Here is a 26,898-nt window from a genome sequence, read left to right as displayed (position 1 = left end):
GAACACACTATCGGTTCCGACGGATAATGCCAGTCCACCCTTGGGCGGAGGCCCGATCAAGTGATAAGTCAAACGGTTCCTCGTGCGCGGTTGTTCCATGACCATCCATAGCCCCAAGAGCATCCTCGAAAGCCTCGGCAGTCAGCCGATCCGCGATGCGGCGGATCTGCGCGCCAAGCTAGTCCCCGAGTTGAAGAAGCTGCTCGACCGGGGCCATCAGGAGGCTCAGGAGAAGCTTCAGGACAGCCAAAACGGGCTCGTCTGCGCGCGCTATCTCTGCGACCGGATGGACGAACTGGTCCATATCGTCCACGACGCCGTGGTTCAGCATCTCTATCCCGCGGCCAATCCTTCGGCCGGCGAGCGCTTGGCCGTCGTGGCGACCGGAGGCTATGGGCGCGGAACTCTGGCGCCGGGCTCCGATGTCGATCTCCTGTTCCTGCTGCCCTACAAGCAGACGGCCTGGGGCGAGAGCGTCGTCGAGGCGATGCTCTACGTCCTCTGGGACCTGAAGCTGAAGGTCGGGCACGCGACCCGCTCGGTCGAGGAATGTCTGCGCGAGGCACATGCGGATATGACGATCCGGACCTCCCTGCTCGAGGCCCGCTTTCTCTTCGGCAACCGGGAGCTCTTCGATAATCTGGAGAAGCGCTTCGACCAGGAGATCGTCGCGACCACGGCGGCGGAGTTCGTCGACGCCAAGCTCAAGGAACGCGATGGCCGCGTCGCCAAGGCCGGCGCATCCCGCTACCTCGTCGAGCCGAACGTGAAGGACGGCAAGGGGGGGCTGCGCGATCTCAATACGCTCTTCTGGATCGCGAAATACGTCTACCGGGTGAAGGAGCCCAGGGAACTGGTCAAGGCCGGGCTCTTCACGCAGGCGGAGTTCAATCTCTTCTCGCGCTGCGAGGAGTTCCTTTGGCGCGTGCGCTGCCACCTGCATTTCGTCACCGGCCGCGCGGAAGAGCGCCTGACCTTCGACCTGCAGCGCACCATTGCCGAGCGCCTCGGCTTTGCTCCGAGAGGCGGATTGTCGGCCGTCGAGCGCTTCATGAAAGCCTATTTTCTCATCGCCAAGGATGTGGGCGATCTCACCGCGATCGTCTGTGCCGAACTCGAGGCGCGCCAGACGAAGCGCCGCCCCATGCTCGACCGGATGTTCGGCCGCTTCCGCCGCCGCAGCGGCGGCGCGCTCGTGAGCGAGGGCTTCATCATCGACAACAACCGCCTCAACGTCGAAAACGAGGAGGCTTTCGAACGCGATCCGGTCAACCTGATCCGCCTGTTCTGGCTCGCCGACCGGCGCAACCTCGCCATTCATCCCGATGCGACGCGACGGGCCGCCCGCTCGCTCAAGCTCTTGGGGCACAACGTCCGCAACGATCCGGAGGCCAACAAGCTCTTTCTGGAGATCCTGTCGTCCAAGAACGCCCCGGAGGTGGTGCTGCGGCGCATGAACGAGACCGGTGTGCTCGGGCGTTTCATTCCGGATTTCGGCCGCATCGTCGCGATGATGCAGTTCAACATGTATCACCATTATACGGTGGACGAGCACCTGATCCGCTCGGTCGGCGTGCTCACCGAGATCGAGGCGGGCCAGCTCGGCAGCGAGCATCCGCTGGCGAACCAGATCTTTCCCACCATCCGCAACCGCCGTGCGCTCTACGTGGCGATGTTCCTGCACGACATCGCCAAGGGCCGGCCGGAGGATCATTCGGAAGCGGGTGCCGTGATCGCCCGCAAGCTCGGACCGCGCTTCGGACTCACCGAGGCGGAGACCGACACGGTTGCGTGGCTCGTCGAGCATCACCTTCTCATGTCGAACACGGCCCAGAGCCGTGATCTCTCGGATCCCGCCACCATCAAGAGCTTCGCCGAGGTGGTGCAGACCATGGAGCGCTTGAAGCTCCTGCTCGTGCTCACCATCGCCGACATCAAGGCGGTCGGCCCTGGCACCTGGACCGGCTGGAAGGGCCAGCTCCTGCGCAATCTCTACCAGGAAACGGAAGTGATCCTCGGCGGCGGCGCGGTGGATCTGGCCCGGTCCGAGCGGGTACGCCTGGTGCAGGAGCAGCTGCGCGCCGAGCTGCCCGACTGGTCGGACGCCGAGTTCGAGACATACGCTTCGCGCCATACGCCGGGCTACTGGCTGAAGACCGACGAAACCCGGCGGGCCAAGCAGGCAAGGCTCCTGCGGGAATCCGACAAGGCGGGGCGCACGGTCACCACGGCCTATGAGACGGATCAGTTCCGCGGCGTGACCGAGCTCACCATCCTCTCGCCCGACCATCCGCGCCTCCTCGCCATCGTCACCGGCGCCTGCGCGGCGTCCGGCGGCAACATCGTCGATGCGCAGATCTTCACCACCACGGACGGAATCGCGCTCGACACCATCGTGCTCTCCCGCGCCTTCGACCGGGACGAGGACGAGCTGCGCCGGGCCGAGCGGGTCGCCAAGGCCATCGAGCGGGCCTTGAAGGGCGAGGTGAAGATCGCCGATCTCGTGGATGGCAAGCGCCCGGCCAAGGAGCGCTCCAAGGCCTTCCACGTGCCGCCGGAGGTGAGCATCGACAATTCCCTGTCGAACCGTCAGACGGTGATCGAGATCTCAGGCCTCGACCGGCCGGGCTTGCTCTACGATCTCACCACGGCCTTGGGGAAGCTCAACCTCAACATCGCGTCGGCCCACATCGTTACCTTCGGCGAAAAGGCCGTGGACGTGTTCTACGTGACGGACCTGACGGGCACCAAGATCACCCATGCGGGACGGCAGGCCACCATCAGCCGCACCCTTCTCGACGTGTTCAAGTCTGAGGAAACCGAGCCTCTCCACCGGCGCAGCGCTTGATTTGTGGAGCAAGGGACCTGATATGTGCCCCGAACCCTTCTTTTCCCATTTTAGTTGATCGACCATGAATCCGAACGACACGGAAAACCAGAACGCGGCCCCGCAGGCCGAGCCCGCCAATGATGCCGCTCCCGAGGCGGCCTCCGCGCCTGAGGCCGATCCGATTGCCGTTCTCGAGGCCGAGAAGGCGGACCTGAAGGACAAGATGCTGCGTCTGATGGCCGATATGGAGAACCTGCGCCGCCGCACCGAGCGCGAGATCGCCGATGCCCGTACCTATGCCGTGGCGAACTTCGCCCGCGACATGCTCAACGTGGCGGACAACGTCCGCCGCGCCATCGAGAGCGTGCCGGAGGAGGCTCGCAGCACCGCCGAGGGCCCCTTCAAGGCCCTCATTGAGGGCATCGACCTCACCGAGCGCGACCTGCTGAAGAACCTCGAGCGCCATGGCGTGAAGAAGCTCGACCCGCAGGGCCAGAAGTTCGACCCGAACGTGCATCAGGCCATGTTCGAAATCCCCAATGCGGACGTCCCGAACGGCACGGTCCTGCAGGTGGTCCAGTCCGGCTACGTCATCGGCGAGCGCGTCCTGCGCCCGGCCCTGGTCGGCGTCTCTAAGGGCGGCCCGAAGGCTGCGACCAACGGCAATGGCGCCGAGCCTGCGGATAATTCGTCGGCGGCTTCGTAAGGGATCGGTCAACGGCTTTTCTTGTGAACCGCATCCGCTTCACCTGAAAATGCTGTAAGCGAACACCCCATGTGCCCTCATCCTGAAGGTCTGGCTTGTCGGTTAGGCCCCGTTATGGCCGGCCTTGTCCCGGCCATCCCGATGCTGTGAAGCGCCGTGCTCATCCTACCGCGTCATCACCGGCACATGGCCGGTGATGACGCGGTAGGATGAGCGGGGAAACACGTGGCATTCCCTTTATGAGCCAGACACTCAGGATGAGATCTGGGATTGTGGCAGGTGTTCCCGGTGGACTTCCTTCGAAGCATCCCTTTTGAAAGCATCGGCGTCGCCGTCTTCGCGCTGTCCGGCGCTTTGATGGCGGCCCGCAAGGGCATGGACCCGTTCGGGTTTGCGCTGCTGGCCACGCTCACAGGCGTCGGCGGTGGTACGATCCGGGATTTGCTCATCGGCACGCGGCCCGTGTTCTGGGTCGGCGATCCGACCGACGTGCTCGTCTGCCTGATCGTGGCGGAGCTCGTCTTCGCCCTCGGTCCCAAGCGGGTGGCGATGATGGAGGGCGGCCGGCAGGGCCGCGTCCTTCTCTGGGCGGATGCCCTGGGTCTTGCCCTTTTCGCCGTCTCGGGCACCGGCAAGGCGCTGGCGGCCGGCGTTCCGGCGCTTTCCGCCGTCGCGCTCGGGACCACCACCGCCACCTTCGGCGGCATCATTCGCGATATCTTTGCCGGAACGACGCCCCTGGTGCTGCGCCAGGAGATCTATGTCACGGCCGCAGCCCTCGGCGCTTCGGTCATGGTTGCCCTGCAGGCCATGGGCCTCGATCCGTTCCTAAGCGCCGCTTTAGGCTTCGCGGCGGCCTTCTCCTTACGGGCGCTCGCCCTCCTGCGCGGCTGGTCGCTGCCGGCGTTTCCGAGGCGGGACTAGAGCATTTTTCGGCGAAGTGGTTCCGGTTCGCCGTCAAAAAATGCGGCAAACCAAAGAAGAGATGGATCCACCTCCGTGGAAACGGCTCTAGGGATTCATGTCGACGCCGTCGATCATCGTCCGGAAGCGGGGCAGGTTCTGGTCGCGCTGCTCGACCCGGGTCAGGCCGACCAAGCGCACATAGCGGTCGGGCTCGAAGCGGATCGTCTGCATCACCACGATCGGCTGGCCCGATTCCGCCTCCACGGCCTTGGCGACGATCTCATGCCAGTCCTGGCCCTTGAAGCGGAAGGATTCGGAACGCTCGATCTTGACGTCCTTGAGGATCTGGTTGGAGTTCAAGGCCGCATGGGCGAACTGGCTGCGCCGCTCCGCCGGCGGAACCGGAACGTTGACGGCGGCCGCCATGATGACCATCGGCTGCTCGACCGCCTTGATCGTGTCCTGCGGCCCATCGGTGAACAGGACCGAGTTGCCCGCCATCACGCGCACCGGTCGGAAACCGGCCTTGTCGCCGAACCGGAAGGGCAGGGCGGAGATCTGCTCCTCGATGGGGACCGGACCGCGCAGGGCGATGCTCTTCAAGGCCTCGCGCATCTGCGCCTCGCTGTAGCCGTCTTGGCCGCCGCGCACCTGCGCGATCACGAGGGCGGTGAGGTCCTCGTCCTTGACCGCCATCACCCATTTGCGGCCCTGCACGGGCCCCGCCATGGTGCCGCCGATCAGAACGCCCGTCTTGGCGCCGAGCTTCAGGGCTTCGCGCGAGGTTTCACTCAGGCCCTGGCGTTTCAGAGCATCCTTGGTAAGCCCGTTCACCAGCTGCGCATAAGCCGCGGCGGGCATTTCCACGAAGTTGATGGCCGCGGCCTTCTCCTCGCTCTCGAAGCCGCTGAAGCGCTTCGAGACCATCATGTCCGCGGGCGGGACGATGCCGATCCGCGAGGCGGGCGGATAGACGGGCTCGGCTGCGAGGGCGGCCTGAGCCGACAGGACGAGACCCAAGGCAGCGGCTGCAAAAGCTTTCATGGACGCCTCTTCGAAGGAAACCTGCAGGTAATCATGATCTTGAGGCTAAATCGCCTTCTCTACCTTGCGCAAGGTGAGACTGAGCCGCCCGCCCTGCGGCAGCAGGTCCGAGCTTCCCGCATTCAGCCGGTCGATGCCATGATAGATCAGCCGCGCGGGCCCGCCGAACACGATCGCGTCACCGGATCGGAGCTTGATCGAGCGGGTGGGATCCTTCCGCTCCAGTCCGCCATAGCGAAAGAGCGCCGTATCGCCGAGGGACAGCGACACGACGGGTGCCGCGAACTCTTCCTCGTCCTTGTCCTGGTGCATCCCCATACGGGCCGTGGGCTCGTAGAAATTGATCAGGCAGGCATCGGGCGGATGCGGGTAGTCGCTCAACTCCTCCCAGGCGCGCAGCACCTGGTCCGGCATGGCGGGCCAGGGCTTGCCGGTCTCGGGATGGGTGGGCTGGTAGCGATAGCCCTCCACGTCGGACACCCAGCCGAGCGGCCCGCAATTGGTCATGCGCACGGAGAACGGCTTTCCCGTGCGCGGCATGCGCGGCGTGTAGAGCGGCGCCTGGCGCGTGATCTCACGCAGGGATGACAGCAGCCGCTCCTGCGCCGGGCGGTCGAGGTAGTCGGGGTAGTAGGCGAGGCCGGGGCTAAGAGTGATGGGGGACATGCGGTTATTTTGGCACGTCCGATCCTTCCACGTCATCACCGGCCTTGTGCCGGTGATCCCGATTGCATGAAACATATCGCTCTTTCCGATCGGGATGGCCGGGCTTGATCCGGGGATCAAGCCCGGGGACGGCCATGACATGTGAGAGCGTGGCCGGGCTAGGGCTATCTCAACCCTCCAGCACCTTCTTGTCGGCCACGGTCGTGTCCTCATTGAGATCATAGACCAGCGGGATGCCCGTCGCGAGTTCGAGGCTCGGGATCGTCTCGGAGGTGAGGCCGTCGAGCACCATCACGAGGGCGCGCAGGGAATTGCCGTGGGCTGCCACGAGCACGCGCTCGCCGCGCATCACGCGGGGCAGGATCTCACGGATGTAGTACGGCAGCACGCGGGCGACCGTGTCCTTCAGGCTCTCGCCGCCGGGAGGGGGCACGTCGTAGGAGCGGCGCCAGACGTGGACCTGCTCCTCGCCCCAGCGGGCGCGGGCGTCGTCCTTGTTGAGACCCGATAGGTCGCCGTAATCGCGCTCGTTCAGGGCCAGGTTCGCGATGGTCTTGAGATCGGGCTGGCCGATCTCTTCCAGGATCAGCTTGCAGGTGGCTTGAGCGCGCGACAGATCCGACGTGAAGGCGACGTCGAACTGGACGCCCATCTCCTTCAGGCGACGGCCGGCATTGCGCGCCTCCTCGATGCCGAGATCGGTGAGCCCCGGATCCTTCCAGCCGGTGAACAGGTTCTTGAGGTTCCATTCGCTCTGGCCGTGGCGTGCAAGGACGAGAAGGCGGTTCATGTCTTGGCGTCTCCGATTGATACTCGTGAATGGCGTGTTTTAGAGCCGATCGAGGCCAAGAACATCGGCCATGGTGTAAAACCCAGGCTTCTTGTCAAAGCCCCAGAGAGCGGCCCTCACGGCGCCGCGGGCAAAGATGCTCCGGTCCTCGGCGCGGTGCGACAGCTCCAGGCGCTCGCCGGCGCCAGCAAAGATCACCGAATGCTCACCGACCACGGAGCCTCCGCGCATGGTGGCAAAGCCGATGTCGCCCGGATTGCGCGCGCCGGTATGGCCGTCGCGGCTGCGCACGGAGCGTTCCTTCAGCGGGATCCTGCGTCCCTCCGCGGCCGCTTCGCCCAGGAGGAGAGCGGTGCCCGAGGGCGCGTCCACCTTCATGCGGTGGTGCATTTCGAGAATCTCGATGTCGAAGTCTTCGCCCAGCGTCGCCGCCACCTTGCGCACGAGTCCCGCGAGCAGGTTCACGCCAAGCGACATGTTGCCGGACTGGATGATGCGCGCATGGCGCGCGGCCGCTTCCAGCTTGGTGAAATCGGGCTCCTGCAGGCCGGTGGTCCCGATCACATGCACGATGCGCGCCTGGGCGGCAAGCGCCGCGAAGGCGGTGGTGGCGGCAGGCGCCGTGAAATCGAGGACGCCGTCGGCCTGGGCGAACACGGTCAGCGGATCGTCGGTCACGTCCACGTCGAGCAGGCCGACCGCGGCGAGCAGACCGGCATCGTGCCCGAGCGCCGGAGAGCCTTCCCGCTCGATGGCGCCGACGAGGGTGCAGCCCTCGGTCTCGGCGACGGTTTTGATGAGCATGCGCCCCATGCGTCCGGCCGCACCTACCACGACGAGTCGCATTTCGCTCATGCCGCTCTCCTGTTGTTACGGGCTCAGGGTATAGCCGCTTGGAGTGCCGCTGAGAAGCGCGGAGGATAGAGCTCCTCTTGTCATCCCCGGCGGTCCGCAGGACCGGGAAGGGGATCCAATGACACGCTTAGCGCTATGGATTCCCTTTCCCTCCGCTTCGCTCCAGCCGGGAATGACATCCCCGCGTCATGGCCGGGCTTGTCCCGGCCATCTCGATCAGAAAAGCACTGCGTCTCTCATCATCGGGATCACCGGCGCAAGGCCGGTGATGACAGTCGAGAAACCTCACCCCGGCTGCGGTCCCTCATAAGCCTCGATGATGATGATGTCGGCAACGGCATGACCGTCGCGCTCGGCCTTGGCCGCCTGGTATTCGGGCGAGTCCCAGCATTCCAAGGCCGCTTCGTAGGTCGGGAACTCGATCACCACGTTGCGGGCGCGGGCATCGCTCTCGGCGACACGATACTGGCCGCCGCGCACCAGGAAACGGGCGCCGTATTTAGCGAAGGGGACGGCGTTGGCCTTCACGTAGTTCTGATAGGCGTCGGGATTCGAGACGTCGACGCGGCCGATCCAATAACCCTTCATCGCCTCAGGCTCCTTCCACGAGAACGAACTCGGCCACGCAGGCGCCTTGGCGCTTGGCTTTGGCCGCCTGATATTCCGGCGAGTTGTAATAGGTCCGGGCCTGCTCGACGGAGTCGAACTCGATCACCACGTTGCGGGGCCGTGCCTCACCCTCCAGCGCCTCGTAGGCGCCGCCGCGCACCAGCGGGCGCCCGCCATATTGGCGGATCGCCTCCGTCGCGCCCTTGGCGTATTCCGCATAGGCTTCGGGGTTCGTGACGGTCACGCGGGCAATGACATAGCCTTTGGGCATGAGGCGCTCCTCTTGGTTTTTGGGGGGATAGAAGCCCTCCTCCCCCTTGTGGGGAGGAGTTGGAGGTGGGGGTGCTGGTGCCTAACCTTCATAGGCTATCGCTCACACCCCCACCCTGTCCCTCCCCACAAGGGGGAGGGGAAATGCCGAGATGCCTTCGAGATCACAGTGCCTGAGCGATTTCCCGCACAATCGCGTCCGCGGCCGCACGCGGATCCGCGGCCTTCACGATGGGGCGGGCGACCACGAGGTGGTCGGCGCCAAGGCGAATGCCCTCGGCAGGCGTCACGATGCGCTTCTGGTCGCCCGCCTCCGCACCCGCAGGCCGGATGCCGGGCGTGACGATGAGGCGACCGGGGCCGACGATGGAGCGCACGCGCTCCGCTTCCGTCGCGGCGCAGACGATGCCGTCGACATCGAGGTCACGCGCCTGTGCCGCGCGGTGGGCGACGAGTTCCGCAGACGTGACGGGGGCGTACCCCGCCTCGACGAGATCGATGTCGTCGTAAGAAGTGAGCACGGTCACGGCGAGGATTTTCAGATCCGTTCCGGCTTTTCCGGCGACGGCCGCGCGCATGGTCTGCGGATAGGCGTGGACCGTCAGGAACGTGGCGCCGAGGCGGGCCACAGAGCGCACGCCTTCCTCCACCGTGTTGCCGATGTCGTGGAGCTTGAGATCGAGAAAGACCTTCTTGCCCTGTCCGATCAGCTCCCGGGCAAACTCGAAGCCGCCCGCATAGGCGAGCTGGTAGCCGATCTTGTAGAAGGTGCCGGCGTCCCCGATACGCTCGACGACGGAGCGGGCCTCCTCGACGGAGGGGACGTCCAGACCGATGATGAGCTTGTCGCGAATGTCTCCTGCGGGATCGGGATTCGTCGAAAGAGACATCGCAGCGCTCATAGATGGTTGACCTTGTTGTAGATCCAGACGCGGGCCGGAGGCAGGTTGCGCCAGATCCGGTTGGAGGCTTTGGCTTTGTAGGCCTGCGAGCGCGCCGGGATCGGCGGCACCACCGCATAGGTGAACTGGATGAAGGGCGCGTTGGGGTGCATCATCCCCTGAGCGGCTTCCAGGAGCTCCAGGCGTTGGTCCATGGGCTTGGTGAAGAGCGGCAGGCTGGACACGGTGGCGGCCGCCGGCTCCTTCAGGATGCCGGAGAGCGTTTCCTTCAGATCGTAGGCATCGCCCTGGATGATCGTCGCCTTGGGAAAGCGCCGCTTCAGGAGCTGACAGAATTCAGGGCTGTATTCGATGAGGACCAGCCGCTCCTGTGCCACGCCGCGCCGGATCAAGGCGTCGGTCACCGGGCCCGTGCCGGGGCCGAGCTCGATGACGGGACCGGGAATGCGCGGATCCACGTAGGAGGCCATGGTCCTGGCCAGGATCTTGCCGGAAGGGGTGACGGCGCCGACGACGAGGGGCCGTTCGAGCCAGGAGCGCAGGAACCGGGCCTCGTCCTGGAAACGATCCTTCTTGAGGGGGATTTTCCGGGCCGTTGACCGTTGGAACGACTGAAGCACTGATCAGGACCCCTTGTGCGACGGATCACGTTGGCTGTTTAGAACCCAAAGAAAACAACCGTCAAGTTAAGTTGATCCACCCAGCCCGTCGATAAACTCCCGGAAGCGCGAGAAAAAGCCCGAGCTTTCCGGGTGGTTTTCCTTGGAGCATTCCTGATCGAACTCCGTCAGGAGCTCGCGCTGGCGCTTGGTGAGCTTCTGCGGAGTTTCCACAACAACCTGGATGTAGAGGTCGCCCACGTCCCGCGAGCGCAGCACCGGCATGCCTTTTCCCTTGAGGCGGAACTGCTTGCCGGTCTGGGTGCCCTCGGGAACCTTCACGAGCGCGTCGGTGCCGCTGAGCGTCGGAACGCTGAACTCGCCGCCGAGCGCCGCCGTCACCATGGAGATCGGAACCCGGCAGAACAGGTCCGCCCCGTCGCGCTGGTAGAACGGATGGGGTTTCAGGGACAGGAAGATGTAGAGATCGCCCGGAGGTCCGCCGCGCAGGCCGGCCTCGCCTTCACCCGCGAGGCGAATGCGCGTGCCGTCCTCGACGCCCGCCGGAATGTTGACCGAGAGGGTGCGCTCCCGGGTGACACGGCCCGCGCCGCCGCATTGGCCGCAAGGATCGTCGATGACCTCGCCGCGCCCGTGGCAGTTGGGGCAGGTGCGCTCGATGGAGAAGAAGCCCTGCGTCGCCCGCACCCGGCCCGCGCCGCCGCAGGTGGGGCAGGCCTTGGGCTTGGAGCCCGGCTTCGCGCCGGATCCGGAGCAGGCCTCGCAGGTGATGGAGGTCGGGATCTTCAGCTCGGCGGTCTTGCCGTTATAGGCCTCGTCGAGGGAGATCTCGAGGTTGTAGCGCATGTCGGCGCCGCGCTCGCGTCCGCCGCCGGCTCCACGCCCGCGCCCGCTGCCGCGTCCCGCATCGCCGAAGAAATTCTCGAAGATGTCCGACATGAAGTCGGAGAAGTCGCCGCCGAAGCCCGGTCCGCCGCCGCCCGGTCCGCCATTGGCGAAGGCGGCATGGCCGAAGCGGTCGTAGGCCGCGCGCTTCTGACCGTCGGAGAGGGTCTGGTAGGCCTCGTTGAGTTCCTTGAACTTGACCTCGGCTTCGTGGTCGCCCGGGTTGCGGTCCGGGTGGTACTGCATCGCGAGCTTGCGGAAGGCGGATTTCATCTCCGCTTCGGTCGCGGTCCGCGAGACGCCGAGAACCTCGTAATAATCGCGCTTGGACATATCAGGCGCCCCTGGGAGCGGTTGGCCGCTCCATTATGCTGCCGGACCGTTTCGCACGCGTCCAAAAGGGAAATGCTCCGGCGTTCTCTGCCGAAGGATTGCGAAAATCGGTTGGTTGATCGGTCATTATTGTGTCGAGCCCATTCATGAAAACGGCACCCGGTCATGAAACCGGGTGCCGAATTCCTCAAAGAGCGCTCATGTTTTAAGCGCGCTTTTTCTTGTCGCCCTCGTCGACTTCCTGGAAGTCGGCGTCGATGACGTCGTCCTTCGGGGCGGCCTCGCCCTCGGGCTGCGGCTCGCCGCCTTCGCCGGCCGCGGCTTGAGCCGCATACATGGCCTCGCCGAGCTTCATGGACGCCTGCATCAGGTCCGTGGTGCGGGCCTTGATGACCTCGGCATCCTCGCCGGCGAGCGCCTGGCGGAGCGCGTCGATGGCGGTCGTGATGCCCTGCTTGTCGCCCTCCGAGACCTTGTCGCCGTATTCGGTCAGCGACTTCTCGGTGGCATGGATCAGGCTTTCGCCCTGGTTCTTGGCCTCGACGAGCTCGCGGCGCTTCTTGTCTTCCTCGGCGTGAGCCTCGGCGTCCTTCACCATCTTCTCGATGTCGGTGTCGGACAGACCGCCGGAAGCCTGGATGCGGATCTGGTGTTCCTTGGCCGTAGCCTTGTCCTTCGCCGTGACGTTCACGATGCCGTTCGCGTCGATGTCGAAGGTCACCTCGATCTGCGGCACGCCGCGGGGTGCGGGCGGAATGCCCACGAGGTCGAACTGGCCGAGCAGCTTGTTGTCCGCCGCCATTTCTCGCTCGCCCTGGAAGACGCGGATCGTCACCGCGTTCTGGTTGTCTTCCGCGGTCGAGAACACCTGGCTCTTCTTCGTCGGGATCGTCGTGTTACGGTCGATCAGACGGGTGAACACGCCGCCGAGCGTCTCGATGCCGAGCGACAGCGGAGTCACGTCGAGGAGCAGCACGTCCTTCACGTCGCCCTGGAGCACGCCGGCCTGGATTGCCGCGCCGATGGCGACGACCTCATCCGGGTTGACGCCCTTGTGGGGCTCCTTGCCGAAGAAGGTCTTCACCACTTCCTGGATCTTCGGCATGCGGGTCATGCCGCCGACCAGAACCACCTCGTCGATGTCACCGGCCGAGATGCCGGCATCCTTGAGCGCCTTGCGGCAGGGCTCGATGGTCTTCTGCACGAGATCGTCGACGAGCTGCTCGAACTTGGCGCGCGAGAGCTTGAGGGCGAGGTGCTTCGGACCGGAGGCATCGGCCGTGATGTAGGGCAGGTTAATCTCGGTCTGAGACGCGGAGGAAAGCTCGATCTTGGCCTTCTCGGCGGCTTCCTTCAGGCGCTGCAGGGCGAGCTTGTCCTTGGTTAGGTCGATGCCCTGCTCCTTCTTGAACTCGGCCGCCAGGTACTCGACGAGGCGCATGTCGAAGTCCTCGCCGCCGAGGAAGGTGTCGCCGTTGGTGGACTTCACCTCGAACACGCCGTCGCCGATCTCGAGGACCGACACGTCGAAGGTGCCGCCGCCGAGGTCGTAGACCGCGATCATGCCGGTCTGCTTCTTGTCCAGGCCATAGGCCAGGGCGGCCGCAGTCGGCTCGTTGATGATGCGCAGGACCTCGAGGCCGGCGATCCTGCCGGCGTCCTTGGTCGCCTGACGCTGGGCGTCGTTGAAGTAGGCCGGAACCGTGATGACGGCCTGCGTGACCGGCTGCCCGAGATAGGACTCGGCGGTTTCCTTCATCTTCTGAAGGGTGAAGGCGGAGATCTGCGAGGGCGAGTATTGCTTGCCGTCGGCCTCGACCCAGGCGTCGCCGTTCGGACCCTTGATGATGTGATAGGGGACGAGGCCCATGTCCTTCTTGGTCATGGGGTCGTCGAAGGTGCGCCCGATCAGGCGCTTGATGGCGAAGAAGGTGCGCGACGGGTTCGTGACCGCCTGGCGCTTGGCCGGCTGGCCGACGAGGCGCTCGCCTTCGTCCGTGAAGGCCACGATGGACGGGGTCGTCCGGGCGCCTTCCGCGTTTTCGATGACTTTGGGCGTCGTGCCTTCCATGACAGCGACGCAGGAATTGGTAGTGCCGAGGTCGATACCGATGACCTTACCCATGGCGGGATCCCTCACTTTCAAGCAGACCGCCGAGCCCTAAAAGCAGCCCGGCCCATGGCTTACATGTTGATGACTAAAATGCCAGAGCCGCCTCAACCCGAGCCGTGCCCTGTGCTGGCGCTGATATAAGAAGGGGTTTTCGAGGCTGCAAGACAATCCTGAAGGCTAGATTGCCTCATTTCGTCGGAGCCGGGGCCTGTTGCATGGCTGCAATGGGGGAATCTCTCTGGCCCGGTCTGGGCAAAACCCCCTGGGGAGGCATGATTTCGCGACAGCGGGATCTTCAGTTCTATCTAATCCAGGAAACTTCTTGGCCAGGAAACTTCGCAAGGCGGGAGCGGGTCATGGGAACGTCGACGGAAACATATTCCCTCAAGGGCGGCTGCCAATGCGGCCAGGTGCGGTACGGACTCACGAATGCGCCGCATGAGATCTATGTCTGCCACTGCCGGGAGTGCCAGAAGCAATCGGCCTCGGCCTTCGGGATTTCGGTCACCGCCCGCAGTGCCGACGTCCGGCTCCTGACCGGCAGGCTCGGCCACTGGACCCGTTCGACCGACAGCGGAGGGTCCTTGACCTGCTTTTTCTGCCCGGATTGCGGCTCACGCGTGTGGCATGGAGACAGGGAGCGGGAGGATGAGATCAGCATCAAGGGAGGCTCCCTCGACGAGCCGGTCGATCTGGCCAACGCGACCCATATCTGGACCTCCCGCAAGCTGAGCGGTGTGATCATCCCCGAGGGCAACCGGCAATATCCGGGAGAGCCCGATTAGGAATGGCCTGCGTTCTGGTCCTGGTGAGGATGTCGTAGACCAGCAGCCAGAACCGGACGGAGGCAGGGTTCATGTCCCGCTCCGCCAGAAATGCCCGAAGCAGCACCTCCGCGCCCGCTCCCTCGCCGTAGCAATCGGCCATGATGCGGGTGGCCTGGCTGGGATCGAGTCGATGCCAGAGCTTGGCTTCACAGGAGCGTTTCCAGGATTTCGTCACTGGTTGGGTTTTATGAGGGAGAGTGGGTCGACGTTCAGAGCTTCGGCAATTTCCAGAAGCTCCCTTAAGGTAAGCTCTCGCTCGCCGCTTTCGTACTTGCTGACATAACCTTTGTAAGTGCGAAGACGTTTTTCCAATTGGATCTGCGTCAGGCCGGCCTTCTTCCGGGCATTCTGAGCAGCATGCAAAGCTTGTCTTGCTGCGCCGGTTCGAATGAACTCATAAGCCGCCTTCATCTTAGACGGCAGATCCAATATGCAATCTTATGGAATTCCCCAAAACATTGGAAAATTTCCTTTTCTAGAGAATTTTGGGAGATCCAGGCATCAGCAGGTGAGCCAATTGCTCCCATCTTGAGAGCCGTCATGCCCGGCCTTGTGCCGGGTATCCACGTCCTGCTGGAAACCAAGTGCGGCCATGACGAAGTAGGGCGGTCAAGGCTGCACACGAACTGCGCAAGTATCCTCGGCCTTCGTCCTGGGGTAGGATGGGGTTTCCCGATGCTCTCATGAGCGCCGTTCACCTGTCCTCGTGGAAGCGACCCATGTCGATCAGGCTTTTCTTCTCTGCGATCCTTCTCTCGATAGGGTTCAACTCCCCGGCCGAAGCCCATGACATCTACTCGCACCTGTTGGATTCATGGGGAAACAGCTGTTGCAACGACAAGGATTGCCGGCCGGCGCCCTACCGGGTGACCCCGGCAGGCGTGCAGATGCTCGTCGACGGGGAATGGGTCGAGGTGCCGGGCTACACGATCCAGTACCGTGCGCTGGGCGGGGATTCCGGCGAAACGGGGGGAGGGCATTGGTGCGGTCGCGTCTACCAGAAGGTGGACAACAGCGTGTTCCATGTCACGCAATGCGCGGTGCTGCCGCCGAGCACTGCGGCGCTGTTGCCCCCTGAGCCGGGCAGCCCATAGGGGCAACAGGCGGTCGAAACGCGATCCTTCCCCAGGAGGCCTGCCTCGAATCCTAAGCGGCTGCTCCACCCAGAGCCTTCCCTGCCTCCCAGCCCAGGATCGCCTGTTTGCGGGTGAGGCCCCAATGGTAGCCGGTGAGCGCCCCGGAGCGGCCGAGCACCCGGTGGCACGGGACGACGAAGGAGACCGGGTTCTTGCCGACCGCCGCGCCGACCGCCCGGCAGGCCGAGGGATTGCCGATGTGACGGGCGATGTCGGAATAGGTGGTGGCCCTGTCGCGGGGGATGCGCAGCAGGGTCTGCCAAACCCGGACCTCGAAATCCGTCCCGATGAGCACCACCCGCAGGGGCTGCTCCGCCTGCCATTGCGACGGATTGAAGATGCGCCGCGCCAGCGGGGCGGTGGCGGCCTCGTCCTCCACATACTCAGCTTTCGGCCAGCGGCGGGTCAGGTCCGAGAGGGCTGCCTGCCGGTCGCCGTTATCCACGAAGCCGAGGCCGGCAAGCCCCCGGTCGGTTGCGATCAGGACCGCCTCGCCGAAGGGCGAGGGGTGAAAGCCGAAGCGCATGGTGAGGCCTGAGCCGCCCGCCTTGTAATCCCCCGGCGTCATGGCCTCGTGGGTCACGAACAGGTCGTGCAGCCGGGCCGGTCCCGAGAGGCCGACCTCGTAGGTGGCATCGAGCACGCTGGCGGAATCCGAGAGCAGCGCCTTGGCGTTGTCGAGGGTCAGCGCCTGCAGGAACGCCTTCGGGCTCAGGCCCGCCCAGCGCCGGAAGAGATGGTGCACATGGGTGGTGGACAGGCCGACATGATCGGCGATCGCCTCCAGCGAGGGCTGATCGCGCCAGCGCTCCGAGATGAACGCGATGATCCGGCGCACCCGCTCGTAATCCGAATGAGGCTCGTCCGGCACGGTGATCGCGCCCGGTTCGATGGTGATGTCGCGCAAGATATTGAGCATGGCTCTGAATCCTTATTGGCGATCATCCTAGCGAGCCGTGGAGGGAGGCGACACCCGATTTCTGTGGCGCCTGCCACGTGCCCCAGCGGCCTTTCGGGGCTGCGGAGAAGAGGCGCGATCGGTGAGCGCGTATGCCGCCTCTCCCTTTTGCGAACCGGGAAACGCAGTCGTGTGTCATTCCCGGCGAGCGTCGGCGAGGGAAGGGGATCCACAGTCCGGTGCCGAGCTGATGGATTCCCTTCCCCTCCGCTGCGCTCCGGCCGGAAATGACGCCTTCCCCGTCCTGGCCGTCCCCGGACTCGATCCGGGGATCGGTCCGGGCCATCCCGCTTCCAGACCCATGGCCCGCATCCTGAGGAGCAGCCGTGAGGCTGCGTCTCGAAGGAGGGTCCGGAAGAGCCCTGAACTCCTCCTTCGAGACGCCGCTTGTCGCGGCTCCTCAGGATGAGGCCGAGCGAGACGGTCGGGATCACGGCCCTCCTAGACACGGCTCCCCCGTCATGGCCGGGCCTGTCCCGGCCATCCCGATGCGGTGAGGCGCAGCGCTGTTCCGATCGGGATCACCGGGACGAGCCCGGGATGACGAGAGGGTGTGTGTAATGTTCTCACTTTGTTCTTGGCACTGTGTATCATCTGGGCTCGACCCGTGCTCATCCCGGCCCGACGACGGGCGCGCTCGCGAGGCGTCGCAGATGTGGGGCGGGGAGCGGTCCTGCAGCAGGCCTCGCACGCCGGTTGGCGGGAGGCCCTTGGCAGCCCTGTGCTGGTCCAAGTCGAAACGCCTAACAGTCCCGCGTGCGAAGAGGCATCCTGGCTCTTCCATCATTCCCATAGCCATCGAGCCGGGCTGCCCAGCGCACCACCCTCGATCAACCCCACGGCTCAGGGCTCCCAAGCCCTGGGCCTACGGGTGCTGGAACATTCTCAATGACCCCGCTTCACATCCGCCAGGGCCCGGCTGAGAGCCTCCGCCAGGGTCTCCCGCTCCGGCGGGGACAGGTCGCGGGCGATGACCACGTGCTCGTTGCGGGAGGTGAGCGAGAGTCTCTGCATGCCGTATTCGTCGTCGACCTCGCGGTCGAGGCGGGTCCAGAGCGGGTTGAACTGCCAGTCCCGTACCTCGCCCCGCGGACCCACCTTGCGGAAGAGAAGGCGGATCGGCGTCAATTCCAGAAGCTCGAAGGCCTCGGCTTGGCGATAGCTGACGCGGAAGGCGATGTAGAGACCGAGGAAATCGAGGCCGAAGAAGCCGGCCACCGGCCAGAAGCCCATGACCATGAAGGGCAGGCTCGCCACCACGGATACGAGGCAGACGAGCCCCATGACGATCTTGAAGCCCTGCGGGCTCAACGACAGGTGCGGGCGGATCACGGCCGAGAACACCGGCTGCTCGAACCGGTCGATCTCGCCACATGTCGCTTTGCCGCTTGCCATGCCTTAAGTATAACGCAGAAATGTCCGATCTGAAGCCGTCCTCCCGCCGCACCGCCAAGCCGAAGGCAAAGCCCGCCGTTCCGGCGAAGAAAGTCGGCAAGGCCCTGCGGGCCCGCACCCCGAAGCCCGTCGATCGGGCGACGATGATCGAGATCTTCCGTCGCCTGCACGCGGCCAATCCCGAGCCGAAGGGCGAGCTCGACTACACCAATCCCTACACGCTGCTCGTGGCCGTGGCGCTCTCGGCGCAATCGACCGATGTCGGTGTCAACAAGGCGACACGCGCTCTCTTTCCCATCGCCGATACACCGCAGAAGATGCTCGATCTCGGCGAGGAGGGCCTGCGCCAGCACATCAGGACGCTCAACTTCTTCAACACCAAGGCGAAGAACGTCATGGCGACGGCCAGGCGCCTCGTGGAGGAGTTCGGCGGCGCGGTGCCCAATTCCGTCGAGATCCTGGAGACCCTGCCGGGCGTCGGGCGCAAGACCGCGAGCGTTGTGGTCAACATCGCCTTCGGCGATCCGCGCGTCGCCGTCGACACGCATATCTTCCGCGTCACCAACCGGCTGCCGCTGGCGATCACGAAGACGCCGCTCGAAACCCAGGTGGCGCTCGAGGGCCTGATCCCGGACGAGTTCCGGCTCCATGCCCATCACTGGCTGATCCTGCACGGCCGCTACATTTGCAAGGCGCGTCGGCCTGAATGCTGGCGCTGCCCGGTGAACGATCTGTGCCGCTACCCGGACAAGACGATTCCTTAGGTCGATACGACGTTTCGTTCCCTTCCACGTCAGCACCGGACTCGTGCCGGTGATCCCGATCAGGAAAGCGCGGCGCTTCACGGAAGCGGGATGGCCGGCACAAGGCCGGCCATGACGGAGAGGCTGAAAGTCGGTGGATATGTCGCGATCCTCTACCGCCTCAAACAGCGCGGAGCGCCTCGGCTGCAGGCGATCCCAGGCGTCGAGCAGGCGAGACCTCCCGGCGTCCGAGAGCAGACCACGCAGCTGTCGGTCCATTCGAGGCAGGCGGGATCCGGTGGCCCGCCCTGCGTGGCAGGAGGCGGTCCGGCATTCGCCCCCGCAATCACCGCGAGGATCACCATCAGCAGCGCGACCGCGATGGAGAGAGTAACCGCAAGGGCCTCGTCGCGCGGTGGCATCGATCAGCCGTAGACGATCAGGCCGGCGAGGCCCGCGGCACCGACGAGGATGCGCCAATAGGCGAAGGGCGTGAAGCCGTGGCGGGAGACGTAATCCAGGAGTAGCCTCACCACGAGCAGCGCCGCGATGAAGGCGGAGATGAAGCCGGCTCCGATGATCGCCGCATCGTTGGCGGAGAGGAATTTGTAGTTCTTCAACAGATCGTAGGTGAAGGCGCCGGCCATGGTCGGCATGGCGAGGAAGAACGAGAATTCCGCCGCCGCGCGCTTCGATGCTCCCATCAGCATGGCGCCGACGATGGTGGCGCCGGAGCGGGAGACGCCGGGGACCATGGCGGCGCATTGGATGAGGCCGATCTTGAAATACATCGACAGGGGAAACCGGGTCGCGTCGGTCTTGGTCGCCTCCAGCGGCATGCGGTCGATGGCGAGAAGCACGAAGCCGCCGACGATCAGGGTCGTGCACACGATCCAGGGATCGAACAGCACCTCCTTGATGAAGCCGTGCAGCAGGGCGCCGATCACGGCTGCAGGCAGGAAGGCGATGAGAACGCCGGTGACGAAATGGCGCGCCATCGGATCGTGAGGCAGGGCCTTGGCGATGGACCAGAGCTTGTTGAAGTAGACCGACAGGATCGCCAGGATCGCGCCGAGCTGGATCAGAACCTCGAAGGTCTTGCCTGTCGACTCGAAGCCGAGGAAGTGGCCGACGAGGAGCAGATGGCCCGTGGAGGAGACCGGAAGAAATTCCGTCAGACCTTCGATGAGGCCGAGAAAGAGCGCCTCGATGATTTGCGACATCGTTGAAAATCCTGAAAACGGCGCCAGATGCGGGAGCTATCTCAAATCTGTCAAGCAAGGTTTGCGTTGCCGGCGTAACCCTTCTGCATCACGGACATGAGATTCACCAATATTCCTTACCAACCCTTAACGAAGCACGGCCTTATTCTCGCCCCCTGTTTCGCGTCACTCATAGATTCATGGCCATCCTGCATTCTTATCCGTTTTGCCCGCAGTCGCGGTTCGCGCGTCTTATCTTCGCGGAGCTCGGTCTCGAGCCGGAAATGGTCGAGGAGAAGCCGTGGGATCGGCGCATTCCCTATCTCGAGATCAACCCAGCCGGAAACCTGCCGCTTTTCATCGACGATAACGGGCTCGCCGTAGCGGGCCCCATGAGTCTTGCGGAGTATCTCGACGAGACGCGGGGCGAGGATCTGAGAGATCGGCGCTTCCTGCCGCGGGATCTCGCGCCGAGGATCGAGGTCCGGCGCCTGCTCGACTGGTTTCTGGTCAAGTTTCACGGCGAGGTCTCGGATTACCTTGCCACGGAAAAGATCTACAAGCGGTTCACGCCCATCGAACTGGGAGGCGGTCCGCCGGACATGGGCACGATTCGCGCAGCCCAGACCAATGTGCGATATCATCTCAAATATATCGGTTTTCTGATTTCCAAGCGGAATTGGCTCGCCGGCGACCAGATGACCTATGCGGATCTGGCGGCGGCGGCCCATCTGTCGGTGGTGGATTATCTCGGCGACGTGCCATGGGACGAGGACGAAACAGCGAAGCATTGGTACGCCAGGATCAAGTCCCGGCCGTCCTTTCGCGCGCTCCTCGCGGACCGGGTGCCGGGGATGGCACCGGCGGAGCATTACGACGACCTCGACTTCTAGACGGCGAGGTGCTGAAACAGGCCTTCGTCGAACGGGCCAGGACGCTCGGCTTCGATACGGTCCGCGTCGCCAAGCCAGATGCGATCCCGCTCGCACCTGAGCGGCTCAAAGCCTGGCTCGAGGCCGGCCATCATGGTTCGATGGAGTGGATGGCCGAGACGGCCGAGCGGCGTGCCGATCCGCGCACGCTCTGGCCGGAGGTGCGCAGCGTCATCCTGCTCGGGTTGAATTACGGCCCCACGGATGACCCGCTGGCCGAGCTGGCGCAGAAGGATCGCGGCTACATCTCGGTCTATGCCCGCAACCGGGATTATCACGACGTGATCAAGGGCAAGCTCAAGGAGGCGGCGGGCTTCCTCGCGTCGAAGGCGTCGTCCGACGTGAAGGTCTTCGTCGACACAGCGCCGGTCATGGAAAAGCCGCTTGCAGAGGCGGCAGGGCTCGGCTGGCAGGGCAAGCATACGGTCGTCGTCTCGCGCGAGTTCGGCGACTGGCTGTTCCTGGGCGCCATCTTCACCACGGCGGAGCTGCCCGCCGACGAGCCGGAGCGCGATCGTTGCGGCTCGTGCCGCCGCTGCCTGGACATCTGCCCGACGAACGCCTTTCCCGCGCCCTATCAGCTCGATGCGAGGCGCTGCATCTCGTATCTCACCATCGAGCACAAGGGCCATATCCCGGAAGAGCTGCGCCCAGGAATCGGCAACCGGATTTTCGGCTGCGACGATTGCCTCGCCGTCTGTCCCTGGAACAAGTTCGCTCAAGCAGGACGCGAGGCGCGGCTCGTGCAGCGGGAGGACCTGGCGGCGCTGCCGCTCAAGGAGCTGGCGCAACTCGACGATCCCGCCTTCCGCGTCCGTTTCGCCGGCACGCCGGTCAAGCGCACCGGGCGCGACCGATTCATCCGCAACGTGCTCATCGCCATCGGCAATTCGGGCGATGCCGCCTTGGCTGACGAAGCATTACGCCTCCTCGACGATGCCGCGCCGCTCGTGCGGGCCATGGCGGTCTGGGCCATCGGTCGCCTGCTATCCTCGGAGGCTGTTGCCCGTCACGCTGCCGAGCGGCTGGAACACGAGGATGATCCGGACGTGCGCGAGGAATGGCGCCGAGCGATGGCCTCATCCCTCGAGGCCGTGACCTAACCGAAGTTGACCCAGAATTCGCGACCTCATTCCTGAGGAGCAGCGCAGCTGCGTCTCGAAGGAGGCTCCAGAGAGCGCTGGAGACGCCCTCGTCCTTCGAGACGCCGCCTACGGCGGCCCTCGGGATGAGGGCTCAGGTGGAGACAGCTTTTGAGCTGGATGCTCAGGCCACGTGGCGATTCGCCGCCGATCCGAAATGGTCGATATAGCGCGGGTTGATCGCCGAGACGGGTAGCAGGACGAGCACGTCCGTGGTGCCGAACTGCCGGTCGATCACCACTCCCGTTCCGAAGGTCGCCCCCAGGCGCAGATAGCCCTTGATCAGGGGCGGCAGGGCATGGAGCGCGGCCGTGGGATCGATGGCCTCCTTGGGCAGGATATCCATCGCCGTGAAACGCTGCGGCAGGGCGCAGGCCTGCCACTCGGCGGGAGCGGCGGCGTAGTGATGCAGGAAGCTTAAAGGGAGCGCCAAATCCTGCGGGTCCGTACCCTCGAGGCTTGCGCAGCCCATCATCACGTCGATGCGATGATGCAGGACGTAAGCCCAGATGCCGTGCCAGAGCAGTTCGACCGTGCGCTTGTTGCGATAGGCTTCGAGGACGCAGGAACGCCCGAGCTCGAGAAAACGCAGATTGGGATGCGCCTCGAGCAGAGGAGCAATGTCGTATTCGCCCCGGGTGTAGAAGCCGCCGTGGCGGTTGGCCACGTCCTGACGGAGCAGGCGGTAGGTACCCACCACCTTCGGCTTGGCAGGCCGGAAGGCTTTGGGCTTCACGTCATGGTCGAGCACGAGGAGATGGTCGCAGATGACGTCATAGGCATCGACGTCGCGGCGCGAAATCAGAGAAGCGCCATTGGGAGACGCCGACATCTCCTTGTAGAAAACCTTGAAGCGCAGGCGCTGGGCTCTTCGGATCTCCCGGGTCGTCGTCGCGAGACGCACCTCGAGCGAACCGATCCGGCCGAGCACGGGATCGAGGCTGCCGTAATCGCGGACGGTTTTGTCGGCCCCCGGAATGAGCTTGCTGAAGCCAAGCGGGCGCGAATTCAGCGAAGCGGGCCGAGTGGCCGTCTCATTCAACGGAGAATAATTCATCGCTGCCTCACAGGCTCGTGTCCAGGAGCGCGGTGCGGCCTCCGTGCTACCCCGCTTCCACCATGACATAAAACCCATTTCAAACTGTTTTGTGACAGAAAACATAATTGTCTCGACGGAAAATTTCGAGAGTGGCGTGAGCTTCCACAAGGAGGCAGGAGAGCACCATTGCCGGCGCTCACGCAGCCGCCGGCCGCCGGTCGGCATGAGCGCGGTAGGACAGGGCCTCGGCCAGGTGAATGCGCCGCACGCGATCCTCTCCATCGAGATCGGCGAGCGTGCGTCCAACCTTCAGCACGCGATGAAAGCCGCGGGCCGACAGGCGCATGGCGTTGGCGGCGTCGCGAATGAGGGTCAGGCCCTCCGGGTCGGGCTGGGCGACCTCCTCCAGAAGCGCCGGCGGGCAGGCCGCATTGGTCAGGATGCTCTCCAGATTCAGGTCGGCATAGCGCTTCGCTTGCCGCTCACGGGCTCGGGCGACACGCGCCGCCATGTCGGCCGAGCCCTCCGCGGGGCGGCGGCAGGATCAGGTCGGCCGCCGTGACCGCCGGAACGTCGATGGCGAGATCGATACGGTCGAGGAGCGGGCCCGAGAGCCGCGCCTGATATTGCGCGATGCAGCGCTCGTTCGGCTGGCGGCGGCAGACATTGCCGGGCTCGGTGGCCTGGCCGCAGCGGCAGGGGTTCATGGCGGCGACGAGCTGGAACCGGGCCGGATAGGTGACGCGGTGGTTGGCCCGGGCGATCAGGATCTCTCCGGCCTCCAGCGGCTGGCGCAGCGAATCGAGCACCTGGGGCTGGAACTCCGGCAATTCGTCGAGGAAGAGCACGCCGTGATGCGCCAAAGAGGCCTCGCCGGGACGTGCATTGAGACCGCCGCCGACAAGCGCCGCCATGGAGGCCGAGTGGTGCGGAGCCCGGAACGGACGGCGATTGGAAAGAGCGCCGTCCGCCAGAAGTCCGGCCACCGACTGGATCATCGAGACTTCCAGCAATTCCCGTGGCGAAAGCGGTGGCAGGATGGACGGGAGGCGCTGGGCGAGCATGGATTTGCCAGCCCCGGGAGGGCCGTTCATCAGCATGATGGTTACGTCAAGACCCCAAACTGCTTTGAGAACTATGCAGGTGTGAAGGACTGTGCAGTACCTTCCTCCCCGATCATTGCGATCCCATGCGGCTGTCGCCACGGTTGCGCCTCGACGGTTCAAGTGTGGAATAACAATAAAGTTTGTACCAAGCCACGCAAACCGAATAATAAAGTTCGTACAATTGAATTTATATGATGTTGCTTAACGTGTGCGCTAGTCGCTCGACCTGGGACAAAGCCGTGCACGATTTATGAAGTTCCTACTCAGGTCGATGGTCAGGCGGTTACCCACTACTCATCTAAGCTCCCCTTGAAAGTACAACCTTACATTGTGGCAAGTGATGAAGTTTCGAAAATACCCACAGCTTCAACCCAGCAGCAAGTACGATACTCGAAGCCGAGACGCGTCGACTCGATCCTGCTTCTAACAGTCGATCCGCAGTTGCTCGAAGCCGCTCTGCCCATTCCCTATCCCTGACCCGCCATTGTTCATCCGTCATGGACCGGCGTCTATTCAGGCGTGTTCCGGTTGCTGACAGCCATTCGGGGTCAATGACCGCTAGCTCGGCATAAAGTGATTTGTTTCTCCGACGAGCAAGGTTGCGGCTCCTATCCGGAACTTCTGATAAGCATTCCTCCCAACGAGCCCGAAGCATGAGCTTTCGAGACTCTAGCCCCAGAACCGGCTCAGCATTGCTCAGAAGAGTTTTCACGGAGGCAAAAGGCAGCTTCATTAGCGAAGCAATTTCTCGAATTCTTATTCCTGACGCTCTCAGTTCTCTAAGCTTATCGGCCCAGCTGGGTGCAAACCTCCTAACCGTGTCAATGACTGGGAGATTGGGATTTGAGACACTGACACGAGAAAACGTAAATCGCATCCCGCAGGGACACCACGCTGAAATCGATCGCACTCCGTCCGTGCGAGCTTTCCCAACGTGAAGCCTCATCGTATAGATCTGTTCATGTTGAAAATACGGATTAGGGCACTGCCAAGAAGCTCTGCTGTGTCTTGCGAGCACCGATGCTTGCTGAGAGTGCTGTTCTAAAAACAGCTGTAAGAGAATGTGGCGGAGTGGGTGGCGAACTGTGAATCGCGACGGTTCAAGCGCTTTACGCAGCCAACTGTCCCTACCAATAAGTTCGCATCCTAACAGCGACAGAAAAGACTCGCTGTAGTATGAGGTGATTGCTGCTTCGAGATCAGGATACGAGATCATCCCCAATCTATAGGTGGAGCCTTGATTGAGAATAGCCGCACGATACTGTTCTACTATGCCATCCTTGGACCAAACGAGCTCCGTGCCACGCAGCAAGTCACATGATCGTTTTGCAATCGCAAAAGCGATGGAAGCCTTTGACCCCAGATCGGACATTATAGGATCGCAGAGTTCTGAAGTGCATTCTGTAGCATCCATATAACGCCAAAATCGATTGGATTCAGGAAGTTCAATGTATGACAGCACTTGCTCATGCCTAGTGCACACAAAAGTGCCCGGAAGTTGATGACAGCGGCGCCAGTAAGTTTCGCCATATAATGACATGTCCTCTTCTCGACATTGCATGCAGAACGCAAGGTATCTCCGTGAAGCAATCGTTGCAGAGGAGGCGCCAAGACGCGCATAAACGCTACTCGGACTGCATTCGGCCATACATGCAAGGCATTGAGATACCCTGCTCTTGTTAAGATAACAGGCAAAATAGGGAAATAAGGTCAGTTCGTAGGCAATCTGTTTAGCCGTTTTCCCCCACGATAGCGATGTCCGATCAGCCAATTCACCTAAACATCCAGGTAACCCAATTTGAGGTTTGGCACGATGCCCGAACAATGCGGATCGCGCCCTGTCGCGTTGAAGTCGGAGGTGCGCCATATAACGACCGATCACGCTGTAAAGCAGTTCGTCCGGATATGGCTCGGGTAACTGAACGAGCATTACGCGATCCGCAAGTACTTGCTCAGCATGCCCCTGCAATTCGAGTGAAGGAAGATTACTCATCTTTGCTGTTTGGATCCCTGTTGCTCGCGCTGTTGGGGGCAAAAACTAAACCTGCCGTTCTGATCGCATCGACGCACTTTGGCCTGCCAAAGCCATTTCAGCAATGCTCTTCAAGCTTTCGCTTGAGCATGCAAACTCCGAAGCCGGTCCGGGATCCACCGCGTTAAGTATCTGGCGAACAGCTGACGGTGCACTAAGGTTCGGATCGGCCTCGAAGATGCGATCAACAGCCTGCTTCGCGGTGGCCTGATCATATCCCATGGTAATAAGCGAGGATATTGCGCGGTGATGCTCGAATGCCAACTGTTGCCGGCTCTGGGATTGTTCTTGGAGGATAGACAGGTTGATGGCATCGTCAACATTTTGCTGGAGTTTAGGAAGGTTTAGTTGCAGTAAGTCCTCATACTGCTTGATTTTGCGCTGGTTGTTTTGCCTTAGGGCATCTAAGATTGGCGCAATTAGTCCGAACCGGTTCGCTGCAACTTCCTTGAGCAGAGCTGAGGTTATCTCAGCGTCATGTCCACGCCGTTCCTGATTTATCACCTCCAATTGGGTGAGTTGAAACAGTCGAACGGCCAGAGCTTCGACGCCTTGAGTTTCGTTCCGCATTGTTGCCGATAATTCGGCATTGAGGGTAACGGGGCGAGAGGTCCATTGATACTGGAACATTGCCTCTAAGAAATAGTCCCATACGTCGCCTTGAAGTAATGGACCCCAGATAATTGCTCCATTGCTGCCAGCTCGGCGGGCCTCATGAAACGTCGATGCTAGCCGTTCTTATGCACGAGAGGGCTGGAGAGGGCTGGCGGATGTAGCTTAAGCGCTTGAAGCAGCGTAGGATTTGGTTGCTGAGACCAACCCCTGCCACCGATTGCACTGTGCCACACCCGCCATGA

General features: G+C 63.3%; 26 protein-coding genes and 1 pseudogene. 9 read left to right on the top strand and 18 right to left on the bottom strand.

Features of this window, described 5'->3' with window-relative positions:
• The first annotated feature begins 97 nt into the window (after positions 1–97).
• From FS320_RS09055 to FS320_RS09045, 3 genes are all read left to right on the top strand, one after another.
• Positions 98–2,848, top strand: a complete 2,751-nt coding sequence (locus FS320_RS09055; RefSeq protein WP_152710991.1) for a [protein-PII] uridylyltransferase — start codon at positions 98–100, stop codon at positions 2,846–2,848.
• A gap of 64 nt (positions 2,849–2,912) precedes the next feature.
• The gene (grpE, locus tag FS320_RS09050) at positions 2,913–3,536 is read left to right on the top strand and encodes a nucleotide exchange factor GrpE (protein WP_152710989.1); all 624 of its coding nucleotides are present in this window, start codon (positions 2,913–2,915) and stop codon (positions 3,534–3,536) included.
• A gap of 279 nt (positions 3,537–3,815) precedes the next feature.
• Entirely contained in the window at positions 3,816–4,460 is a 645-nt protein-coding gene (locus FS320_RS09045) for a trimeric intracellular cation channel family protein (protein ID WP_338105311.1), read from the top strand.
• Positions 4,461–4,547: 87 nt separating this feature from the next.
• On the opposite strand, the gene FS320_RS09040 is transcribed toward FS320_RS09045, so the two are convergent.
• From FS320_RS09040 to dnaK, 10 genes are all read right to left on the bottom strand, one after another.
• Positions 4,548–5,486: a hypothetical protein gene (locus tag FS320_RS09040; RefSeq protein WP_152710987.1), complete on the bottom strand. Its 939-nt coding sequence runs from the start codon at positions 5,484–5,486 to the stop codon at positions 4,548–4,550.
• A 45-nt stretch (positions 5,487–5,531) separates the two neighbouring features.
• A complete protein-coding gene (locus FS320_RS09035) occupies positions 5,532–6,152 on the bottom strand; it encodes an alpha-ketoglutarate-dependent dioxygenase AlkB family protein (RefSeq protein WP_152710985.1) in 621 nt (206 codons plus the stop codon).
• Between the two features lie 169 nt (positions 6,153–6,321).
• Entirely contained in the window at positions 6,322–6,942 is a 621-nt protein-coding gene (locus FS320_RS09030) for a 2,3-bisphosphoglycerate-dependent phosphoglycerate mutase (RefSeq protein WP_152710983.1), read from the bottom strand.
• Positions 6,943–6,981: 39 nt separating this feature from the next.
• Positions 6,982–7,788 carry a 4-hydroxy-tetrahydrodipicolinate reductase gene (dapB, locus tag FS320_RS09025; RefSeq protein WP_152711039.1) on the bottom strand — a complete coding sequence of 269 codons (807 nt, stop codon included), beginning with the start codon at positions 7,786–7,788 and terminating at the stop codon, positions 6,982–6,984.
• A gap of 294 nt (positions 7,789–8,082) precedes the next feature.
• Positions 8,083–8,385, bottom strand: a complete 303-nt coding sequence (locus FS320_RS09020) for a DUF1330 domain-containing protein (RefSeq protein ID WP_152710981.1) — start codon at positions 8,383–8,385, stop codon at positions 8,083–8,085.
• Positions 8,386–8,389: 4 nt separating this feature from the next.
• Positions 8,390–8,677 (bottom strand): DUF1330 domain-containing protein, encoded by a 288-nt coding sequence (locus tag FS320_RS09015; RefSeq protein ID WP_152710979.1) that lies wholly within the window; start codon positions 8,675–8,677, stop codon positions 8,390–8,392.
• Positions 8,678–8,840: 163 nt separating this feature from the next.
• Positions 8,841–9,566 (bottom strand): orotidine-5'-phosphate decarboxylase, encoded by a 726-nt coding sequence (gene pyrF, locus FS320_RS09010; protein WP_244627049.1) that lies wholly within the window; start codon positions 9,564–9,566, stop codon positions 8,841–8,843.
• Positions 9,567–9,574: 8 nt separating this feature from the next.
• Positions 9,575–10,198, bottom strand: coding sequence for an rRNA adenine N-6-methyltransferase family protein (locus tag FS320_RS09005; RefSeq protein WP_162002904.1), 624 nt, complete (start codon positions 10,196–10,198; stop codon positions 9,575–9,577).
• A gap of 66 nt (positions 10,199–10,264) precedes the next feature.
• Positions 10,265–11,416, bottom strand: coding sequence for a molecular chaperone DnaJ (gene dnaJ, locus FS320_RS09000; protein ID WP_152710976.1), 1,152 nt, complete (start codon positions 11,414–11,416; stop codon positions 10,265–10,267).
• Between the two features lie 205 nt (positions 11,417–11,621).
• Complete coding sequence (gene dnaK / locus FS320_RS08995; protein ID WP_152710975.1) at positions 11,622–13,541, bottom strand: molecular chaperone DnaK; 1,920 nt, start codon at positions 13,539–13,541, stop codon at positions 11,622–11,624.
• A gap of 344 nt (positions 13,542–13,885) precedes the next feature.
• Between dnaK and FS320_RS08990 the strand changes: the two genes are divergently transcribed.
• Positions 13,886–14,314, top strand: coding sequence for a GFA family protein (locus FS320_RS08990; RefSeq protein WP_162002903.1), 429 nt, complete (start codon positions 13,886–13,888; stop codon positions 14,312–14,314).
• Positions 14,315–14,527: 213 nt separating this feature from the next.
• Here FS320_RS08990 and FS320_RS08985 read toward each other — a convergent pair whose 3' ends face one another.
• Positions 14,528–14,767 carry a helix-turn-helix domain-containing protein gene (locus tag FS320_RS08985; protein ID WP_152710971.1) on the bottom strand — a complete coding sequence of 80 codons (240 nt, stop codon included), beginning with the start codon at positions 14,765–14,767 and terminating at the stop codon, positions 14,528–14,530.
• 308 nt (positions 14,768–15,075) lie between these two features.
• Here FS320_RS08985 and FS320_RS08980 point away from each other — a divergent pair, with 308 nt between their 5' ends.
• Positions 15,076–15,450, top strand: coding sequence for a hypothetical protein (locus FS320_RS08980; protein ID WP_152710969.1), 375 nt, complete (start codon positions 15,076–15,078; stop codon positions 15,448–15,450).
• A gap of 52 nt (positions 15,451–15,502) precedes the next feature.
• On the opposite strand, the gene FS320_RS08975 is transcribed toward FS320_RS08980, so the two are convergent.
• Complete coding sequence (locus FS320_RS08975) at positions 15,503–16,411, bottom strand: methylated-DNA--[protein]-cysteine S-methyltransferase (RefSeq protein WP_152710968.1); 909 nt, start codon at positions 16,409–16,411, stop codon at positions 15,503–15,505.
• A 924-nt stretch (positions 16,412–17,335) separates the two neighbouring features.
• Positions 17,336–17,845 carry a DUF2244 domain-containing protein gene (locus tag FS320_RS08970; protein ID WP_152710966.1) on the bottom strand — a complete coding sequence of 170 codons (510 nt, stop codon included), beginning with the start codon at positions 17,843–17,845 and terminating at the stop codon, positions 17,336–17,338.
• A 20-nt stretch (positions 17,846–17,865) separates the two neighbouring features.
• Here FS320_RS08970 and nth point away from each other — a divergent pair, with 20 nt between their 5' ends.
• Both nth and FS320_RS45110 read left to right on the top strand, forming a co-directional pair.
• A complete protein-coding gene (gene nth, locus FS320_RS08965; protein WP_152710964.1) occupies positions 17,866–18,609 on the top strand; it encodes an endonuclease III in 744 nt (247 codons plus the stop codon).
• Positions 18,610–18,699: 90 nt separating this feature from the next.
• Positions 18,700–19,023, top strand: a complete 324-nt coding sequence (locus FS320_RS45110; protein WP_153885295.1) for a hypothetical protein — start codon at positions 18,700–18,702, stop codon at positions 19,021–19,023.
• On the opposite strand, the gene FS320_RS08955 is transcribed toward FS320_RS45110, so the two are convergent.
• Positions 19,014–19,811, bottom strand: coding sequence for an undecaprenyl-diphosphate phosphatase (locus FS320_RS08955; RefSeq protein ID WP_152710961.1), 798 nt, complete (start codon positions 19,809–19,811; stop codon positions 19,014–19,016). The genes FS320_RS45110 and FS320_RS08955 overlap by 10 nt on opposite strands.
• Before the next feature lie 179 nt (positions 19,812–19,990).
• Here FS320_RS08955 and FS320_RS08950 point away from each other — a divergent pair, with 179 nt between their 5' ends.
• Entirely contained in the window at positions 19,991–20,683 is a 693-nt protein-coding gene (locus FS320_RS08950; RefSeq protein WP_152710959.1) for a glutathione S-transferase family protein, read from the top strand.
• An 8-nt stretch (positions 20,684–20,691) separates the two neighbouring features.
• Positions 20,692–21,825 (top strand): tRNA epoxyqueuosine(34) reductase QueG, encoded by a 1,134-nt coding sequence (gene queG / locus FS320_RS08945; protein ID WP_162002902.1) that lies wholly within the window; start codon positions 20,692–20,694, stop codon positions 21,823–21,825.
• Positions 21,826–21,988: 163 nt separating this feature from the next.
• Here queG and olsB read toward each other — a convergent pair whose 3' ends face one another.
• The 4 genes and pseudogenes from olsB to FS320_RS08925 all read right to left on the bottom strand — a co-directional run bounded on the left by olsB (position 21,989) and on the right by FS320_RS08925 (position 26,671).
• Positions 21,989–22,921, bottom strand: coding sequence for a l-ornithine N(alpha)-acyltransferase (olsB, locus tag FS320_RS08940; RefSeq protein WP_152710957.1), 933 nt, complete (start codon positions 22,919–22,921; stop codon positions 21,989–21,991).
• A gap of 178 nt (positions 22,922–23,099) precedes the next feature.
• Positions 23,100–24,003 (bottom strand): annotated as a pseudogene (locus tag FS320_RS08935) (YifB family Mg chelatase-like AAA ATPase); the annotation flags it as partial.
• 304 nt (positions 24,004–24,307) lie between these two features.
• Positions 24,308–25,939 (bottom strand): TnsD family Tn7-like transposition protein, encoded by a 1,632-nt coding sequence (locus FS320_RS50680; RefSeq protein ID WP_420846717.1) that lies wholly within the window; start codon positions 25,937–25,939, stop codon positions 24,308–24,310.
• Between the two features lie 108 nt (positions 25,940–26,047).
• Positions 26,048–26,671 carry a hypothetical protein gene (locus tag FS320_RS08925; RefSeq protein WP_152710954.1) on the bottom strand — a complete coding sequence of 208 codons (624 nt, stop codon included), beginning with the start codon at positions 26,669–26,671 and terminating at the stop codon, positions 26,048–26,050.
• Between the last annotated feature and the right edge of the window lie 227 nt (positions 26,672–26,898).

It is taken from the genome of Microvirga tunisiensis (genome assembly GCF_009296175.1).
In the GTDB taxonomy this organism is placed as follows: Bacteria; Pseudomonadota; Alphaproteobacteria; order Rhizobiales; family Beijerinckiaceae; genus Microvirga; species Microvirga tunisiensis.
This window is presented reverse-complemented; position numbering and strand designations above follow the sequence as displayed.

Coding starts and splice junctions, on each gene's coding strand:
- FS320_RS09055 (WP_152710991.1), top strand. CDS start 98: ATGACCATCCATAGCCCCAAGAGCATCCTCGAAAGCCTCGGCAGTCAG.
- grpE (WP_152710989.1), top strand. CDS start 2,913: ATGAATCCGAACGACACGGAAAACCAGAACGCGGCCCCGCAGGCCGAG.
- FS320_RS09040 (WP_152710987.1), bottom strand. CDS start 5,486: ATGAAAGCTTTTGCAGCCGCTGCCTTGGGTCTCGTCCTGTCGGCTCAG.
- FS320_RS09035 (WP_152710985.1), bottom strand. CDS start 6,152: ATGTCCCCCATCACTCTTAGCCCCGGCCTCGCCTACTACCCCGACTAC.
- FS320_RS09030 (WP_152710983.1), bottom strand. CDS start 6,942: ATGAACCGCCTTCTCGTCCTTGCACGCCACGGCCAGAGCGAATGGAAC.
- dapB (WP_152711039.1), bottom strand. CDS start 7,788: ATGCGACTCGTCGTGGTAGGTGCGGCCGGACGCATGGGGCGCATGCTC.
- FS320_RS09020 (WP_152710981.1), bottom strand. CDS start 8,385: ATGAAGGGTTATTGGATCGGCCGCGTCGACGTCTCGAATCCCGACGCC.
- FS320_RS09015 (WP_152710979.1), bottom strand. CDS start 8,677: ATGCCCAAAGGCTATGTCATTGCCCGCGTGACCGTCACGAACCCCGAA.
- pyrF (WP_244627049.1), bottom strand. CDS start 9,566: ATGTCTCTTTCGACGAATCCCGATCCCGCAGGAGACATTCGCGACAAG.
- dnaJ (WP_152710976.1), bottom strand. CDS start 11,416: ATGTCCAAGCGCGATTATTACGAGGTTCTCGGCGTCTCGCGGACCGCG.
- dnaK (WP_152710975.1), bottom strand. CDS start 13,541: ATGGGTAAGGTCATCGGTATCGACCTCGGCACTACCAATTCCTGCGTC.
- FS320_RS08990 (WP_162002903.1), top strand. CDS start 13,886: ATGGGAACGTCGACGGAAACATATTCCCTCAAGGGCGGCTGCCAATGC.
- FS320_RS08985 (WP_152710971.1), bottom strand. CDS start 14,767: ATGAAGGCGGCTTATGAGTTCATTCGAACCGGCGCAGCAAGACAAGCT.
- FS320_RS08980 (WP_152710969.1), top strand. CDS start 15,076: ATGTCGATCAGGCTTTTCTTCTCTGCGATCCTTCTCTCGATAGGGTTC.
- FS320_RS08975 (WP_152710968.1), bottom strand. CDS start 16,411: ATGCTCAATATCTTGCGCGACATCACCATCGAACCGGGCGCGATCACC.
- FS320_RS08970 (WP_152710966.1), bottom strand. CDS start 17,845: ATGGCAAGCGGCAAAGCGACATGTGGCGAGATCGACCGGTTCGAGCAG.
- nth (WP_152710964.1), top strand. CDS start 17,866: ATGTCCGATCTGAAGCCGTCCTCCCGCCGCACCGCCAAGCCGAAGGCA.
- FS320_RS45110 (WP_153885295.1), top strand. CDS start 18,700: ATGGCCGGCACAAGGCCGGCCATGACGGAGAGGCTGAAAGTCGGTGGA.
- FS320_RS08955 (WP_152710961.1), bottom strand. CDS start 19,811: ATGTCGCAAATCATCGAGGCGCTCTTTCTCGGCCTCATCGAAGGTCTG.
- FS320_RS08950 (WP_152710959.1), top strand. CDS start 19,991: ATGGCCATCCTGCATTCTTATCCGTTTTGCCCGCAGTCGCGGTTCGCG.
- olsB (WP_152710957.1), bottom strand. CDS start 22,921: ATGAATTATTCTCCGTTGAATGAGACGGCCACTCGGCCCGCTTCGCTG.
- FS320_RS50680 (WP_420846717.1), bottom strand. CDS start 25,939: ATGCTCGTTCAGTTACCCGAGCCATATCCGGACGAACTGCTTTACAGC.
- FS320_RS08925 (WP_152710954.1), bottom strand. CDS start 26,671: ATGTTCCAGTATCAATGGACCTCTCGCCCCGTTACCCTCAATGCCGAA.